Genomic DNA, 17060 nt, shown 5'->3' on the forward strand with positions numbered 1-17060 from the left:
CCGTGCCCATTTCAGGGGTGCATCTGCTGCACGCATAACGAGACCGACGTGAAGATGAGGATTTTGTGAGGCTCTTCGAGGCATTGCGTCGCCGCAAGGCGACAGCTGCGTCGGTGGCGACCGTCACGGTCTTCTCGCTCGCGGTCACCACGATGGCATTCCTGTATCAGGGCATCACCACGGCCGATGTCGAGCTCAACGACGGCGGCGTGTGGGTCACCAAGCCGTCGGGACTCCTCGTGGGGCACCTGAACTATCAGGCCCAGTTGCTCGACGGCGGCCTCAAGATGACGTCGAGCGACTTCGACATCCTGCAGCACGACGAGACGATCATCACCGTCGACCACGCCACCGGATCGCTGGCGCCTATCGACCCCGTGTCGGTGACACTGGGCAATGCCGTGGCCCTGCCGGCCGAGTCATCCGTGACCATGGGCGGCAATACGCTCGCCGTCGTCGACAAGACCGGCGACCTCTTCACCACCCGCGCCAGCGATGTCGCCAACTTTCTGCCCGACCCCGATAAGCCCCTGCTAACGCTCGGCTCCGGCGCGTCAGCCACGGTGGATGTCGATGGTGGCGTTCACGCGCTGTCGCCCACGTCAGGCGAGATGGTCACCATTCCGCTCGATGAGAACGGCGTGCCTCTCGAGCCCGTGAAGAACGGCTTTCCCGAGACCGAAGACGATGCCGCCCTCACCATGACGACGGTCGGCGACGACGCCGTCGTGTTCGACTCCGCGAACGGCATCGCCTACCTGCCGGGGGGCAAGAAGGTCGACGTCGCCGATTCCACCGGAGGTGTACTGCAGGAGACGGGCCCGGCATCCGACGCCGTGCTCATCGCCACAGACACCTCGCTGATCCGCCAGCCCCTCGACGGCAGCGCCGCAACGGCGACGTCGGCCGGCAAGCCCGGAAAACCGGCGGCGCCCGTGTATCTCGCCGGCTGCGCCTACGCGGCGTGGGCCGTCTCGAATGCCTATCTCCGCGATTGCGCCGGCGACGACAAAGACGTCGAGACCACCATCGACGGCCTCACCTCACAGGCCCAGCTCGTCTTTCGCGTGAACCGCAACGTGGTGGTGCTCAACGACCTCACCTCGGGCGCTGTCTGGCTCGTCAACCAAGACATGAAGAAGGTCGAGAACTGGGACGACATCGTTCCTCCGCCGGACGAGACGAAGACCGACGAGGAAGACGACAGCACCGAAGAGGAGCTGCAGGTCATCCTGCCCGAGCGCAGCGAGATCAACAATCCGCCCATCGCCGAACCCGACCAGCTCGGCGTGCGCGCCGGGCGCACCGTGGTGCTGCCCGTTCTCGACAACGACTCCGACCCCGACGGCGACGTGCTCACAGCCACGCTGAAGGGCCCGCAGCCCTCGATCGGCGAGGTGCAGCCCATCCTCGGGGGCGTGGCGATGCAGATCATCGTGTCTCCCGACGCATCCGGAACCGGCACATTCACCTACACGGCCGACGACGGGCGCGGCGGCACGGCGGATGCGACCGTGACGCTCACCGTCAAGGCTCCCGGTACCAATGAGGCACCGGTGGAGAAACGCGTGCCCAAGGTGCTCTGCGAGGTTGCATCGACCTGCTCCTACAACGTGCTTCCCGACTGGATCGACCCCGATGGCGACGATATGTTCGTGCGCTCGGCGACGGCCGACGGTGCCAATCAGGTGCAGTTCCGGGCCGACGGAGAGCTCACGTTCACCGCTCTCGACCCCGATCCGGGCCGCAAGATCGTGACCATCGTCGTCTCAGACGGCATCACAGACACCGAGGGTACGGTCGCCTTCGAGGTGCGCGAGTCGGGCACCCTCGTTCCCGTCACCAACGCCGACCACGTGGTGACGAAGGCCGGCCAACAGGTCACCGTGTCGCCAATGGCGAACGACTACTCTCCCAGCGGCACCCCGCTGCGACTGGCGAAGGTCAACGAGGTTCCGGGCGGCACGATCACGCCCGACTACACCACGGGAACGTTCGACTTCACGTCGGCGGCTCCTGGCGACTACTACGCCCAGTACCTCGTGACAGACGGCCCGAAGTCCGCTTCGGGACTCGTGCGCATTACGGTCGTAGGCGATACCTCCGCCGACCAGCCGCCGATCGCCGTGCGCGACGTGGCCCTGCTCACCAAGGGTCGTTCTACGCTGACCGACGTTCTCGCCAATGACTTCGACCCTGCCGGCGGAATCCTCGCGGTGCAGTCTGTGCAGGTTCCCGAGGGACTCGGCGTGAGCGTCGAGGTGCTCGAGCACCGGGTTCTGCGCATCACCGACACGGGCATCTCCGAGCCCACGAGCATCCGCTACACCGTGACAAATGGAGTGAAGACGGCCGAGGGCGAGGTCTTCATCATCCCGATCCCCGCCCCCGAGAGGCTGCTGCCCCCGGTGGCCACCGACGACACGGTCACCGTGCGGGCCGGCGACGTCGCGACGATTCCGGTTCTCGACAACGACTACTCGCCCAACGGCGACACGATCACGCTGGCGCCGGCGCTGATCGCACCCCTGATCGATCCCGCCGACGGCGACATGTTCGTGGCGCAGAACACGCTGCGCTTCAAGGCCGGCCCTGTCGCCAAGACCGTCTACGCCACGTACGAGGTCGTCGACAGCCAGGGCCAGCGTGACGCGGGCTACGTCACCATCCAGATCGTCGGCAACGACGAAGGCGTGAACTCCCCACCCCGCCCGCGCGATGTCACCGTGCGGGCTCTCGAGGGCACGACCGTGCGCATCCCGATCCCCCTGGATGGCATCGATCCCGACGGCGACTCGGTCGAACTCGTCGGTCAGGACGGAGCCCCCACGAAGGGTCGCATCACCGAGGTCGGGCAGTCGTGGTTGGAGTACGAGGCCTACCCCACCTCCGTGGGCACGGACGTCTTCACCTACACGGTGCGCGACCGCAAGGGAGCTGAGGCCTCGGCCACGATTCTGGTGGGCATCGTCCCCTCGTCTAGCGCGAATCAGCGGCCCTACGCGGTGAGAGACACGGTGTCAGTGCGGCCCGGACGCTCGGTGTCGGTCGACGTTCTCGCGAACGATTCCGACCCCGACGGCGACCCGATCGCCATCCAGAAGAACGGTCTCGACGTGCCCGACGGCATGACCGGCAAGATCGAGCGCGGACGCGTCACTGTGACTGTGCCGAACAAGGCGGGCGACTACCCGGTGCAGTACACGATCGTCGACCAGTACGGCGCCACGGCCGTGGGTCAGCTTCTCGTATCGGTGAGCCCGGATGCGACGCTCCAGCCGCCCATCGCCCGTGACGACCTGGTGCAGGTCGCCGACGTGGTCGGTCGCACGAGCACCGACGTCGATGTCAAGAAGAACGACGACGACCCCGACGGAACGATCGATGCCCTCGACGTGTCGGTCACGAGCGGCACGGCGACGGTTCGCGGCAACGGGCAGCTGCGCATCCCGCTCACGCCCGAGTCTCAGATCATCACGTACACCGTGACCGATGTCGACGGGCAGACGGCGTCGGCGTTCGTGTTCGTTCCCGGTCTCGAGAGCGCGCATCCCGCTCTCAAGGCCGGCACCAAGCCGATCGTCGTCAACAGCGGCGAGACCATCAGCATCCCTCTCTCCGACTACGTCGTCACGGGCAACGGGGAGTCCGCACGCATCACCCAGGCCGACAAGGTGGCAGTGTCGCACGGCAACGGAGCGAACCTCGTGACCGACGCGACCACCCTCAGCTACACGTCCGCCGACGGCTACTACGGCCCCGACGCGCTGAGCTTCGAAGTCACCGACGGAACCGGCCCCGACGACCCCAACGGCAAGAAGTCCACGCTCGTCATTCCGATCACCGTCGTCTCGACCACGAACGTGTCACCGACCATGAACACCGGCGCCGTGAACGTCGAGCCAGGCGGAGCCGAAGTCGAGCTCAACCTGCGACCGCTGTCACGCGACCCCGACGAGGGAGATCTGAAGAAGCTCACGTACAAGGTCGTCGGAGAGCTCCCTCAGGGCATCTCCGCCTCGACAGATGAGCAGACGCTCAAGGTCAAGGCGGCGGGCAACGCGGCCAAAGGCGACTCCCCCATTCAGATCGAAGTCAGCGACGGACAGAGCAAGCCCGGAACCGGAACCGTGGTGGTGACGGTGGTCACCTCGACCAGGGCGAAGCCGAGCGCGACCGACGACGTGGTTCCGCAGGCCAACCAGGGTGAGACCCGCCAGGTCGACGTACTGTCGAACGACTTCAACCCCTACCCCGAGAACCCCCTGAAGATCCTCGAGGCGGTCGTGGAGACCGGCGACGGCGGGGCCACCCCGGCCGGAAGCGGCGTCGACGTGACGCCCGCGGCAGACTTCGTAGGAACGATGGTGGTGCGCTACCGCATCGCCGACTCGACCGGCGACCCCGATCGCGAGGCCGACGGACGCATCCGGTTGACCGTGCAGGGCAAGCCCGATGCACCGACCACGCCGAGCGTCACGAGCATTCAAGACCGCACGGTCGTGCTCTCGTGGACCCCGCCCGTGAACAACGGCGCGCCCATCACGGGTTACACCGTGAAGAGTCCGCAGGGGTACTCGAAGCAGTGCGCGTCGACCACATGCACGCTCGACGGACTCACTAACGACGTCGAGTACACGTTCACCGTCACGGCGACGAACAGCGTGGGCGACTCCGACCCGTCGCCGTCGTCGGCGCCCGCCCGACCGGATGCCCGCCCGGACCGCCCGGCCGCGCCGACGCTGGTCTTCGGCGACAAGAGCATGACGGTGAACTGGGTAACGCCATCCACTCCCGGTTCTGCCGTGACGTCGTACAACCTCGAGATCTCGCCGGCGCCGGCACGAGGCGCCGTGCAGAAGACGGGCGTCACGGGCAACTCCGTGGTCTGGGAGGGTCTGGAGAACGGAACCTCGTACCAGGTGCGAGTTCAGGCTGTGAACCGCGCGCCCGACCCGAGCGACTGGAGTCCGTACTCTGCGGCCGAGATCCCGGCCGGTGTTCCCGCGGCGGCCGGAGCGCCCACCTCGGTGCGGGTCGACTCTGTCGGCAGCCAGGCCCAGATGAACGTCAGCTGGAACGCGCCCAATGCCAATGGCGACAAGATCTCGTCGTACATCCTGTACATCAACGGTGGTGCGGGTGCCCGCGAGGTTCCCGTGGCCGGCGGTGCGACCAGCCAGACGGTGACCGTGGACGTCTCTGAGAACGACTACACATTCGCCGTGGCCGCCATCAACAAGGCTGGACAGGGGGCGACGTCGCCGGCTTCGGCGCCTCGTCGGGCGGTCACTCCGCCGAACGCGCCGTCACTCGACAATGCTTCGGCAGGCGACAACACAGTGACCGTGGCCTACACGCCCGGTGCTGCGAACGGGGCCAGATCGAACGAGGTCGGCTACCAGTACTCGATCAACGGCGGCGGATGGTCCGCGCTTCCGGGTGACAACGTCATTCGTTCGGGGGTAGGCAACAACGGCACCTACTCCGTCGCACTGCGCGCGGTTACGACGGCTGATGGCTCGACCTATACGAGCGGCGCCAGCAACTCGATCGGCGGACTGCAGCCCGCTGGTGCTCCCAACGTCCCGTCGGTCACCGCGACCAGCGGTGACTACTCGGTGAAGTTCACCTGGGGAGCGCCGGCGCGGAATGGTCGTGACTTCACCATTCAAGTCCGTATTGACGGCGGTGGCTGGGAAGACGTCGGATCGGCGAGCGGAAGCAGAACGAATACCTATGGAGGATGCGACGGCAACGGAAATTGCTCCCTCCTTGTCAATGACAATTCGGGCACCATTGTCGCTCGTACTGTAGATGCGTCCGGGGCGGTAAGCGGCGAAGCAAGCGCGAGCGCGAAGCCCGGCAATCCGACAAGAGTCACCGTTTCGAAGGGTGGCAACGCCCAGGGGCAAGAGGGATGCGCGACGGCCGGCTGCGCGTACGTCGTCGTTCAGCTCTCGCAGTCGAGCAGCGGGAGTTTCAGCGTTGCGTACCATTCGAACAAGCCCGGTTATGAAAACTGGGAGACCGGCTCGATCTCCGGTAACGGCCAAGCGAGCGGCAAGTACTGGGGATTCACCGGCTACGACGTCTGGGTGACCGTGACCGCTCCGGACGGGAAGAAGTACGAATCGAATCACGTCCCTTGGTGACGCGATGATACTCAGAGAGAAAGACGCTCAATGACAATGACACCCGAGCAGGCGACCTGGTTCGCCGGCACCTTCGACCGCCTCGTCGCGAACGTGGGGCTGGCCGTGTTGGGCAAGCCCCACGTGATCAGGCTCTCGATCATGGCGATGATCGCCGAGGGCCACGTGCTGCTCGAGGACGCCCCGGGAACCGGTAAGACCTCTCTTGCCAAGGCCATCGCGGCGACCGTGCAGGGAACGCACCAGCGCATCCAGTTCACGCCCGACCTGCTGCCCTCCGACGTCACGGGTGTCACCATCTACGACCAGAAGACCGGTGCGTTCGAGTTCCACCGCGGGCCTGTCTTCGCGAGCATCGTGCTCGCCGATGAGATCAACCGCGCCAGCCCGAAGACGCAGTCGGCGCTCCTCGAGGTCATGGAGGAGTCGCGCGTGACCGTCGACGGCCAGGTGCACGAGGTGGGCCGCCCGTTCCTCGTGATCGCCACGCAAAACCCCATCGAGCAGGCCGGAACGTACAAGCTGCCCGAGGCCCAGCTCGACCGCTTCCTCATCAAGACGTCGATCGGCTACCCCGATCTGGCCAGCGCGGAGAAGATCCTCGCCGGCTCGGCCAACCGCAATCCCTCGTCGGCACTCAGCGCCGTGATCACCACCTCGGCGGTCGCCGACATGGCCGACCTCGCCGCGACCGTGCACGTCGACAGCGCGATCCTGCGCTACACCGCACAGCTGGCCGAAGAGACGCGCAACGCACCCGAGAGCCGCGTCGGAGTCTCGGTTCGCGGCGCCATGGCCCTCGTTCGCGCAGCAAAGGTGTGGGCCGCGGCCCAGGGCCGGCATTTCGTGCTGCCCGACGACATCCGCGACCTCGCCGGCCCCGTCTGGACGCACCGTTTCGTGCTCGACCCCGAGGCCGAGTTCCAGGGAACGACCGCAGAGAAGGTTCTCGCGCGCGTGCTCAGCGACGTGGCCGCCCCACAGGCGAGGCAACCCGCCGCATGACCGTGACCGGGGAGAAGAAGCCCTCCCCGATGGCATCGATCGGCCCTCGGCTGGCGAGCGCATCGGGCGCGGTTCGCACGAGCGCGCCCGCACGCTGGGTCGTGGGCACCGGATGGCCGCGCGCCCTCGATGGAGTGCGTGCCGCCTGGCGCGTCATCGGCCCCGTGCTCACCACGGTATCGGGCTTCGGCTGGGCCGTTCTGGCGTTCTCCCTCGTCTTCCTGATCGTGGGGCTCGAGTTCGGATGGCGCGAATTCCTGGTGATCGGATGCGTCGGCCTGGCGGCGGTCGTGATCGCCATCGGCTTCGCATTGGGTCGATCGGCCTACGCCGTGAGGCTCGACCTCGCCAGCGAGCGGGTCGTCGTGGGTGAACGCGCGGTCGGCCGCATCACGGTGTCGAACACCTCCCAGCGCACCCTCTTGCCCGCCCGCATCGAACTTCCCGTCGGCGCCTCGCTCGCCGGATTCCCCCTCCCCCGCCTGGCGCCCGGCCAGGAGCACGACGACCTCTTCGGAATCCCCACGAACCGTCGCCAGGTCATCACCGTCGGGCCCGTGCGCTCCGTGCGCGGCGACCCCCTCGGTCTTATGCGTCGCGAGCTGCGCTGGACAGACGCCGTCGACCTCTTCGTGCACCCTCGAACCGTGCGCCTCGAGGGCTCGGCTTCGGGCTTCATCAAAGACCTCGAGGGCCTGGCCAGTCGAGACCTGTCGAACAACGACGTGTCGTTCCACGCCCTGCGCGAGTACGTGCCGGGCGACGACCGCCGCTACATCCACTGGAAGACCACGGCACGCACGGGAACGCTGATGGTGCGACAGTTCGAAGAGACGCGCCGCTCCCACCTCGCCCTCGCCCTCTCGACCAACACCGCCGACTACGCGAGCGACGACGAATTCGAGTTGGCCGTGTCTGCGTGCGGTTCCCTCGGCATCCAGGCGCTCATGGAAGAGCGCGACGTGACCGTGATGGTGCAGGGAGCGACTCTGCACTCCGAGACCGGCCGACGCCTGCTCGACGACCTGTCGGCGATCGAAGAAGAAGAGAAGCGCGAGACCATCGTGCAGCTGTCGAAGGTGGCGGGCCAGACGGTTCCGGATGCCTCGGTGGCGGTTCTGCTGTTCGGCGGCCCGGTCACACCCACTCAGCTTCAGGCCGCTTCGGTGCACCTTCCCCTCGGCGTGCGCGTCGTCGGCGTGAGCTGCCAGCCCGGAACAGAGCCGATAAGACGACAGATCGGCGACATGACCCTGCTCACGATCGGCGACCTCGGCCAGCTTCCGGCAGCTCTCAGGCGGGTGAACAACTGATGACAGCGCAGACGCCCGCTCCCACTCGTCGAGGCCGCGCAGCCCAACAGATGAGCCGCCGCTCGGCACTCGACACGACCATCGATTGCGCTGCCATCGTCGCGCTCGTCGCCGTCGCCGTCATCGGCTTCGGCCCCGCATTCGGTGGAACGGGCTACCTCGTCGCCGGCTTCGGCGCCCTTGCGCTGGGGCTCGCCATCGCCCTGCTCGGCGCCCGGCTCCGCGCCAACATCCTTGTTCTCGCGGCCGTCACCCTGATGGTCTACATGATCTTCGGCGGACCCCTCGCGGTGCCCACGACCACGCTCTTCGGTGTCGTACCCAGTCTCGAGACGATCCGCGCGCTCGTTCTCGGCGTGGTCTTCTCGTGGAAAGACGTGCTGACCCTCGAGACGCCCGTCGGCGCCTTCGCCTCGGTGCTGATCGTTCCCTACCTGGCCACGCTCGTGGCATCCGTTCTTGCGTTCAGCTTCGCGCTGCGCCTGCGCCGCGCCGCCTGGGCGCTGCTGCCCGCCGGTGCGCTCTTCGTGGTCGCCATCGCTTTCGGCACGCGCGACGCGGCCGCGCCGATCGTGCAGGGACTCGTCTTCGCGGGCATCGCCCTGGCCTGGTGGGCCTGGCGTCGCAGTCAGGATCGCGCTCGCCGCATTGCCGCTACCACGCTCGACAGTTCCGCGGGGGCGCAGGCTCCGGATGCGGGCCTCGCCCGCACGCGGTTGGCGCTCGGCGCCGGGCTGCTCGTCGTCGCCCTGGGAGTTGGGTTGGCGACCGGCGGACTCCTGGCCCCGGTCAGTGCCCGCGAGGTGCTGCGCGACGCCATCGTTCCGCCACTCGACCTGCACGACTACCCCAGCCCGCTCGTGGGCTTCCGAAAGTACGTGCGCGACGAGAAAGAAGACGTGCTCTTCACGGTCAAAGGCCTCCCCGACGGCGCCCGCGTGCGACTCGCAACGCTGGATGCCTACGACGGCGTCGTCTACAACGTCGCGGGAGACGGGACGGCAGGCTCCGGAACGTTCACGCGCGTGAGCGGCGACATTCCGAACGACGTGAAGGGAGACAAGGCCACCCTCGATGTCACCATCGGTGATCTGACCGGCGTGTGGATCCCCGACGCCGGCTACCTCGACTCGTTCCGCTTCACGGGCGACCGCGCCGACGAGCTCGCGAACAGCCTGCACTACAACCGCACCACCGGCGTGGCCATCTCGACGCTCGGGCTGGCCAAGGGCGACAGCTATTCGATGGATGTCGTGATCCCGAAGGTGCTCACCGAGGAGCAGCTCGAGAGTCATGGGCTGCAGTCACTCTCGATGCCGAAAGCCTCGGGAGTTCCCGAAGACGTGCCGTCGCTCGCGACCCAGTACATCGGCGACGCCGATCGGCCACTCACTCAGGTGCGCAACCTGGCGACCTCATTGAGCCAGGAGGGCTTCTTCAGCCACGGTCTCGAGGGCGAGGCTACATCGCGAGCCGGCCACGGAGCGGAGCGCATCTCGGCGCTGCTGGATGCGGACCAGATGGTCGGCGACGACGAGCAGTACGCCGTGGCCATGGCACTGATGGCACGCTCGGCCGGCATGCCCGCCCGAGTCGTGATGGGCTTCTACCCTGACAAGTACGCCGGAGCGAGTGCCGAGCAGCAGATCACGGGAGACCAGCTGCACGCATGGGTCGAGGTCGCCTTCGACGACGCCGGCTGGGTCGCCTTCGACCCGACGCCCCCGAAAGACCAGGTTCCTCAAGAAGAGGCGCCGAAACCCAAGTCCGACCCCAAGGCCCAGGTTCTTCAGCCGCCGCCCCCGCCGCAGGAGCCGGCCGATCTTCCGCCGGATCTGCGCACCGACGACACCGATCAAGACGACGAGCCCGACGCGAACCCGATCTTCGTGACCGTGCTGATCGCATCCGGCAGCCTTCTGGCACTCGTCATCGTGCTGATGACGCCCGTCGTGGTGATCGGCGCGTTGAAGACCCGCCGTCGCAAGGCGCGTAAGAACGCGGATCGGCCGGCCGACAGGGTGAGCGGTGGCTGGGATGAGATCGTCGACCGGGCCGACGACCTCGGCACAGCCGTGGGCCGGGGTGTGACGCGTCGCGCCGATGCCGCGGTCATCGCCGAGGCATGGCCGGACCTTCCTGTGGGCGCCGTCGCAGTGCGCGCCGATCACGGCGTCTTCGGACCTGGCGAGCCCTCCGCCGACGAGGTTGACGCCTTCTGGGCCGAAGTGGACGATATCGTCAGGGGAATGCACGATTCGCGCGGGTGGTGGAAACGCCTGCAGGCGCGGCTATCGCTGCGTGCGTACATCGGCAGGCGCCTGGAAAGTCGGAGCAGACGAAGGAGGGCACGGTCGTGACCAACCCCGTGCAACAGCAGCCCACTGGGCAGTCGATGCCCTGCGTGCGCTGCGGATCGCCCGTTCCCCGAAGCTCGCAGTTCTGCCTCGCGTGCGGAACTCCGACCTCGACGCGCAGCCAGACCGCGGCCTTCGGCGGCCCTGAAGTGCCCGTGCAGGCGGCGTGGCAGCCCACACCGGTGAACGCGCCGATCCTGCTCTCGAGCATCGTGCCGTCCAACTATGGCCGCCGCGTGCTTGCATTTCTCATCGACGGCGCGTTCGGTGGGGTGCTCACCTCGATCATCGCCCTGCCCATCCTCTGGATCGTGGCCGCCTCGGTCGCCCCCGGCACCACCTTCGAGCTGGCCGGTCTGCCGTCGGCCCTGATCACGCTCGCGGGCGGCCTCTACCCTCTCGCCATGCTCGTGCTGCAGGCCTTCACCGGCTTCTCGCTGGGCAAGCGCATCATGGGACTGCGCATCGTCAAGGTCGAGACGCTGATTCGACCGGGGCTGGGTCGGATGCTGCTGCGCGGCGTGATCGTCGGAGCCTCCAACATCGTGATCGGCATCGGGCCGCTGCTCGTCTACCTATCGCCGCTCTGGGATCCGACGAAGCGCCTGCGCGGTTGGCACGATCGCCTGTCGGGCACGTGGGTCATCGACGTGACCAAGGGGCCGAACCCTCTCGCCAAGAACGCCGGCGAGATCGTCGACGATGTGCCGGTGGTTCAGAAGTCCCGGCGGCCGGCGGCTGCGCCTGACGTATCGGCTGCGCTTTCGCCCGTGCCTCACGCACCGGTCGTCGAGCCCATCGCCCAGGCACCGGATGCGTATTCGTACGCGCCGCCGAGCGTTCCGGCGGCCCCGGTGCCCGCTGCACCGGCGCCCTCGGCGCCGGCGCCCTCGGCGCCGGCGCCCTCTTTCGCTGCGCCGGCTCCTGCTTTCGCCGTGCCCCTCAATCCCGACGTTCCGTCGTATCCGTTCCCATCGGCATCCGCTGCACCCGAGGCGCCGGCGGCCGCGGTGGCACCTGCACCCCCTGCAGCCCCGGCCCCGGCCGCGCCGATCGAGGCGATTCCGAGCTTCGACCCCCTGCCTCCATTCGGTGGCGAAGACCTCGACGGCACCAAGCTCAGCAACTCCGTTCCCGCCCAGGCCCTGCCGACCGGCACCGTGACGCTGCTGTTCGACACCGGTGAGAGCTACGTGATCGCCGGACACGGCGTGCTCGGGCGCGATCCCGTGTCGCCCTATGGCGCACCGGGAGATCAGCTGGTTCAGGTCGCCGGCGACACCCGCTCGATCTCGAAGACGCACCTCGAATTCGAGGTTCAGGCCGGCAGTATCTGGGTGACCGACCGGCGATCGACCAACGGCTCGGCCATTCTTCGGGCCGATGGCGTGGAGTCGCCGATCACTCCTGGTCAGCGCATGACGCTTCGCAGCGGAGACCGCGTGCGCATCGGAACTCGCGTCTTCACCCTCACGGTGGCGCCGTGAGTCCGCCGCCTGCGCTCGGAGTCTCCACGGTGGTCCTGCGCTCGGGCGCGGCGACGCATCGGGGTCTCAAGCGGGCCACGAACGAGGATGCCTACCTGGCCTCGTCACCGGTCTTTCTCGTGGCCGATGGCATGGGCGGGCACGAGGCCGGCGAGCGGGCGAGCGCGATCGTCGTCGAGTCGTTCGATGGCCTGACGGGGCGGCCGACGGTCGACCCCACCGACGTGCGCGCAGCCTTCGACCGCGCGTACCGCTCGATAGCCGAGCTCAGCACGAGCGGCCGTCGCAGGGCGGGCACCACGGTGTCGGGTGTGGCGATCGTCGACAGCGAGGGAACGGCCGTGTGGCTGATCTTCAACCTGGGCGACTCGCGCACCTACAGGCTCAACTCAGGGGTGCTCGAGCAGATCAGCATCGACCACTCGGTCGTTCAGGAACTGCTCGACGGCGGGGGTATCGACGCGGCTGAAGCACTGGTGCATCCGGCCCGCAATGTGATCACGCGCGCGCTCGGCGCGGGCGGCGACTACCGCCCCGACTTCTGGCTCGTGCCCGTCGAGCCGGGAGACCGCATGTTCATGTGCTCCGACGGCATCTCGGGTGAAATCGACACGGAGTCGATCGCCCACATACTCTCGAGTGAGAAAGATCCTCAGGTGGCGGCCGACAGGCTGGTGCGTGAGGGCATGGCTCGGGGAGGCCACGACAACCTCACGGCGGTCGTGGTCGACGCGTCGCTTGCCCCGGCGACGCTCGAACCGGCTCTGCCCGACGACACCATCCCCCGCGGATCCGCCCCGACCGAAGGAGCCGCGCGATGACCCGTCTCAACTACCAGCCCGGGCAGTGGCGCGGCGTCGTCGCGCCCGGGGCAGTAGCCCTGTTTCCCACCACTCTCGACGGCGAACTGCTGGAGCGCATCTGGCGTACCCTCGACGACGGTCACGGTCTGAGTGGTGTGCTCGAGGCGCTCACGGCCGAGTTCGGAACGAATCTCAAGGCCATTCCGCCGTTTGCCGTTGCCGTCGCCTCTGGCCCTGAACTGCGCGTCGCCGTGCGTGGTGCGTTCCGCATCGAGGTATCCGAGCCCGGCGCATCCTCGCCCGTGATCGTGGCGGGCGACGAGGTGACCACGTGGAACGAGCGCGTCGTCGCCCGCGCCGACGGTTTCGTCGTGAGCAGCGACGGCGCCGACTCGTCGGACTGGTTCGCCATTCGCAGCGGAATCGTGTTGTGCCGTGCGGTGTCCTTCCGTATGGATGGCCAGTCGGGCGCGGCGGCGTCTGTCGTCGCAGTGGTTGCTGCGCCGGCGCCGACGCCCGTGCAGGAGCCCGCGCCGACCGAGACGATCCTCCCTGAGTCCGTCCCCGTGCCGGAAGCGGCCCCGGCGCCGACGGAGGCCCCAGCTCCGGCGTCGGTTCATCAGCCGGCGCCTGAGCCGGAGGCCGTCGGCGAATCCGATGTCGACGTCAACGACACCATCGACGACGTCGAGCCGATCGAGGCTGAAGACTTCGGGCCCACTGTCACGGAGCTTCCCGACGATGCCTACGATCACCTCTGGGGCGCCACCGTCGTGAAGTCGGTGGAGGAGGCCGCCGTGCGCCTCGACGACGACGACTCGTCCGATGAAGAGAGTGCATCCGCCGCTCCGCCATCAGCGGCCCCTGCAGAGGCTCCGACACCCGCTCCGGCACCGGCTGCCCCGGCGGTCGAGTCGTTCACTCCCCCGGCATCGTCGACACCCTCGTCGAAAGAGTGGACCGCTCCGCCCCCGACAGGGCTCATCGATCGGGTTCCGGGATTCGCCGGGGTTGGAGCGGCGGCCACAGACTGGAATGACCAGTCCACTCCCGCCGTTCCATCGCCCCAGGCGTCGAACGAGAGCGATCATGACGGTCTCACCGTGACGGTCTCCGAGCTCGAGGCCATGCGCCGCCTCGAGTCGGCCGACGACGCGGCTACGACAGATGGGCCTGGACGCATCGTGCTCGCCACCGGAGACGTGGTCTTGCTCGATCGCCCGGTGATCGTGGGCCGCCGTCCGAGGGCTCAGCGGGTGCAGGGCGATGTACTGCCGCACCTGGTCACCGTTCCGAGCCCGGAGCAGGATGTGTCGCGAAGCCATCTGGAGGTGCGCGTCGAAGGACGGCATGTTCTCGTCGTCGACCTCGACACCACCAACGGCTCGGTACTGCACCGCGCGGGAACCCCGCCCCTGCGGCTGTCGCCCGGAGAGGCGGTACTCGTTCTGAACGGCGACATCGTCGACATCGGCGACGGCGTCACCCTGCTCTTCGAGGATCTCCCGTGAACGCGCGCCGACCTCCGTCGCCGCCGCCCGAGATTCCCGGTTTCACTCACGAACAGCTGCTCGGATCCGGCGGGTTCGCCGACGTCTTCCTGTACGAGCAACGGATGCCCCGGCGGCGCGTGGCCATCAAGGTTCTGCTCAGCGAGGCGCTCACCGCCGGAGCGCGCGAGAACTTCGACGCCGAGGCGAACCTCATGGCGCAGCTCTCGACGCACCCCTCGATCGTCACCATCTACCAGGCCGATATCGCGGCAGACGGCAGACCGTACCTGGTCATGGAGTACTGCTCCCGACCGAATCTGGCGGCTCGATACCGACGCGAGAAGATCAGCGTGGCAGAGGCCCTGCGCATCGGCATTCAGGTGGCCGGAGCCGTGGAGACGGCGCATCGGGCCGGAATTCTGCATCGAGACATCAAGCCAGCCAATATTCTCACCACGGAATACAACCGCCCCGCTCTGACCGACTTCGGAATCTCGGTGACGATGGTCGGCGGCGGAGACGACGCTGCGGTCGGCATGTCGATTCCGTGGTCTCCTCCGGAGGTCTTCGGGCAGAACTCCTCGAGTGGCCCCGGCGGAGACATCTACGCCCTCGGTGCCACGGTGTACACGCTTCTGGCTGGGCGCAGCCCGTTCGAGGTCGCCGGCGGAAGCAACGGAGGCCTCGACCTCATCACGCGCATCCAGCAGTCGCCCCTGTCTCGCACCGGCCGCGCCGATGTGCCCGACTCGCTCGAGCAGATACTCGCAACCGCCATGGCGAAGCGCGAGGAAGACCGCTTCGGCTCCGCGCTCGAGTTCGCACGGGCACTGCAGAAGGTGCAGCTCGAACTGAGCCTCTCGGTCACGCCCGCCGACGTTCTCGACGATTCTCTTCCCTCGGCCGCCGAGGAAGAGGAAGACGACGGCAACACGCGCATCCGGGGCATCGTCACGATCGACCCGACCGCGCCCGTCGCGGGAACGGCGAGCCGCCGACCCGCATCGGCCCCCGCCACGACGAACGCGCCGGTTCCGCCCGTAGGCATCCTGCCGGTCACGTTCAATCAGCCGAACCGCACGACGATGCCGGATGCGGTGGAGGCGACCCAGCGCCGGGGCCAGATTCCGCCCGCGGCATACATTCCTGCGTCCACGCCCGCGGGCTTCGGGCTCACGGCCCCGGCGATCGAGCAGACCCAGCACCGCGTTCCCCAGCCGGTGCAGCACGCCGAGACAGTGCAGGGCAGCAGGTCGAAAAAACTGCCTATTCTCATCGGCGCGATCTCGCTGGTCGTTCTGCTCGCTCTGGGTGGAACGATCTTCGCGATCAATGCCGCAGGCGGCAGCCCCGCGGCAGTGAAGACCGAAGACCCCGTCGACCCGGTCGACGTGATTCCCACGGGAATCGTCGCACCGCCCGTCGGCATCGCGGGAGCCCCCGGCGACGGCGGTATTGTCTTCACCTGGTCGAACCCCGAACCCGAGGCGGGCGACGTGTACCAGTGGGGTCTGCTCGTTCCGGGACCAGAACCGACCCTCGCGTCGACGACCGACGCGACGGTGACGGTCGTTCCAGCCGAGGGGCAGAAGACCTGTATCGAAGTGAGCGTGCGCCGCAAAGACGGGCGCGCGTCCGAACCAGCGACGGGATGCGCGCCCTGATGACCGATGTCAGCAAGACCGAATCGACCACCACCGAGGCAGTGTCGACCGACGCCAGTGTCGAGTACTGCGGCGAGTGGTTCACGCTCGACAGGAACACACCCTTCGACATCGGTCGTGACGCCGATCTCGACATCGATGACAACCAGTATCTGCATCGCCGCTTTCTGCAGATCGCGTACATCGATGGCCTGTGGTGGCTCATCAACGTGGGCTCGCGGCTCTCGGCGTCGATATCGGATGCGACGGGGTCGATGCAGGCCTGGCTCGCGCCCGGTGCGCGGCTGCCCGTGGTATTCGGGCTCACCTCCGTGGTCTTCACCGCGGGGCCGACGACCTACGAGTTCGTCGTGCACACCTCGACGCCCGCATTCGTCGACTCGAAGCCCGTGTCGTCGAGCGACGGAACGACGACCGTCGGGGCGGTCACCTTCACCCGTTCGCAGTGGCTGCTGATCCTCGCCCTCGCCGAGCCCATGCTCAAGCGCGAGGGAACGGGCACGAGTGAGATCCCCTCGTCGGCGGCTGCGGCCGAACGACTCGGCTGGGTGCTGAGCCGATTCAACCGCAAGCTCGACAACGTCTGCGACAAGCTGAGCCGCCAGGGTGTCGACGGCCTCCGCGGCGGAGTCGGAGCGCTCGCGACGAACCGGCGTGCGCGGCTCGTCGAGTACGCGGTGCTGTCCCGTCTCGTCACCCCGGCCGATCTCCCCGCCCTCGACGACGACACGGCCGACACCCCCCAGGCTCCCGCCGCGACCGGATCAAAGGATGCCCGCTAGT

9 protein-coding genes are annotated in these 17060 nt (G+C 67.7%); all 9 read left to right on the forward strand.

The features are described 5' to 3' along the window. Positions 1-65: 65 nt before the first annotated feature. From CCK87_RS17695 to CCK87_RS17735, 9 genes are read left to right on the forward strand one after another with little or no spacing between them, the layout of a single operon-like run. A complete protein-coding gene (locus tag CCK87_RS17695) occupies positions 66-6155 on the forward strand; it encodes an Ig-like domain-containing protein (RefSeq protein WP_249273975.1) in 6090 nt (2029 codons plus the stop codon). Between the two features lie 30 nt (positions 6156-6185). After that, positions 6186-7160, forward strand: coding sequence for a MoxR family ATPase (locus CCK87_RS17700; protein WP_086462734.1), 975 nt, complete (start codon positions 6186-6188; stop codon positions 7158-7160). Further along, positions 7157-8473 carry a DUF58 domain-containing protein gene (locus CCK87_RS17705; RefSeq protein ID WP_249273976.1) on the forward strand — a complete coding sequence of 439 codons (1317 nt, stop codon included), beginning with the start codon at positions 7157-7159 and terminating at the stop codon, positions 8471-8473. The genes CCK87_RS17700 and CCK87_RS17705 overlap by 4 nt, the downstream gene beginning before the upstream one ends. Continuing rightward, positions 8473-10833 (forward strand): transglutaminase domain-containing protein, encoded by a 2361-nt coding sequence (locus tag CCK87_RS17710; protein ID WP_086462735.1) that lies wholly within the window; start codon positions 8473-8475, stop codon positions 10831-10833. The genes CCK87_RS17705 and CCK87_RS17710 overlap by 1 nt, the downstream gene beginning before the upstream one ends. After that, positions 10830-12317 (forward strand): RDD family protein, encoded by a 1488-nt coding sequence (locus CCK87_RS17715; protein WP_086462736.1) that lies wholly within the window; start codon positions 10830-10832, stop codon positions 12315-12317. Before CCK87_RS17710 ends, CCK87_RS17715 begins: the two co-directional genes overlap by 4 nt. Continuing rightward, the gene (locus CCK87_RS17720; RefSeq protein WP_086462737.1) at positions 12314-13138 is read left to right on the forward strand and encodes a protein phosphatase 2C domain-containing protein; all 825 of its coding nucleotides are present in this window, start codon (positions 12314-12316) and stop codon (positions 13136-13138) included. The genes CCK87_RS17715 and CCK87_RS17720 overlap by 4 nt, the downstream gene beginning before the upstream one ends. Beyond that, positions 13135-14631: an FHA domain-containing protein gene (locus CCK87_RS17725; RefSeq protein WP_086462738.1), complete on the forward strand. Its 1497-nt coding sequence runs from the start codon at positions 13135-13137 to the stop codon at positions 14629-14631. The genes CCK87_RS17720 and CCK87_RS17725 overlap by 4 nt, the downstream gene beginning before the upstream one ends. Continuing rightward, the gene (locus CCK87_RS17730) at positions 14628-16277 is read left to right on the forward strand and encodes a serine/threonine-protein kinase (protein ID WP_086462739.1); all 1650 of its coding nucleotides are present in this window, start codon (positions 14628-14630) and stop codon (positions 16275-16277) included. The genes CCK87_RS17725 and CCK87_RS17730 overlap by 4 nt, the downstream gene beginning before the upstream one ends. Beyond that, positions 16277-17059 carry a hypothetical protein gene (locus CCK87_RS17735; protein ID WP_086462789.1) on the forward strand — a complete coding sequence of 261 codons (783 nt, stop codon included), beginning with the start codon at positions 16277-16279 and terminating at the stop codon, positions 17057-17059. The genes CCK87_RS17730 and CCK87_RS17735 overlap by 1 nt, the downstream gene beginning before the upstream one ends. The last annotated feature ends 1 nt before the right edge of the window (position 17060 follow it).

The sequence above is a fragment of the Agreia sp. VKM Ac-1783 genome (assembly GCF_900177765.1).
Classification (GTDB): domain Bacteria; phylum Actinomycetota; class Actinomycetes; order Actinomycetales; family Microbacteriaceae; genus Agreia.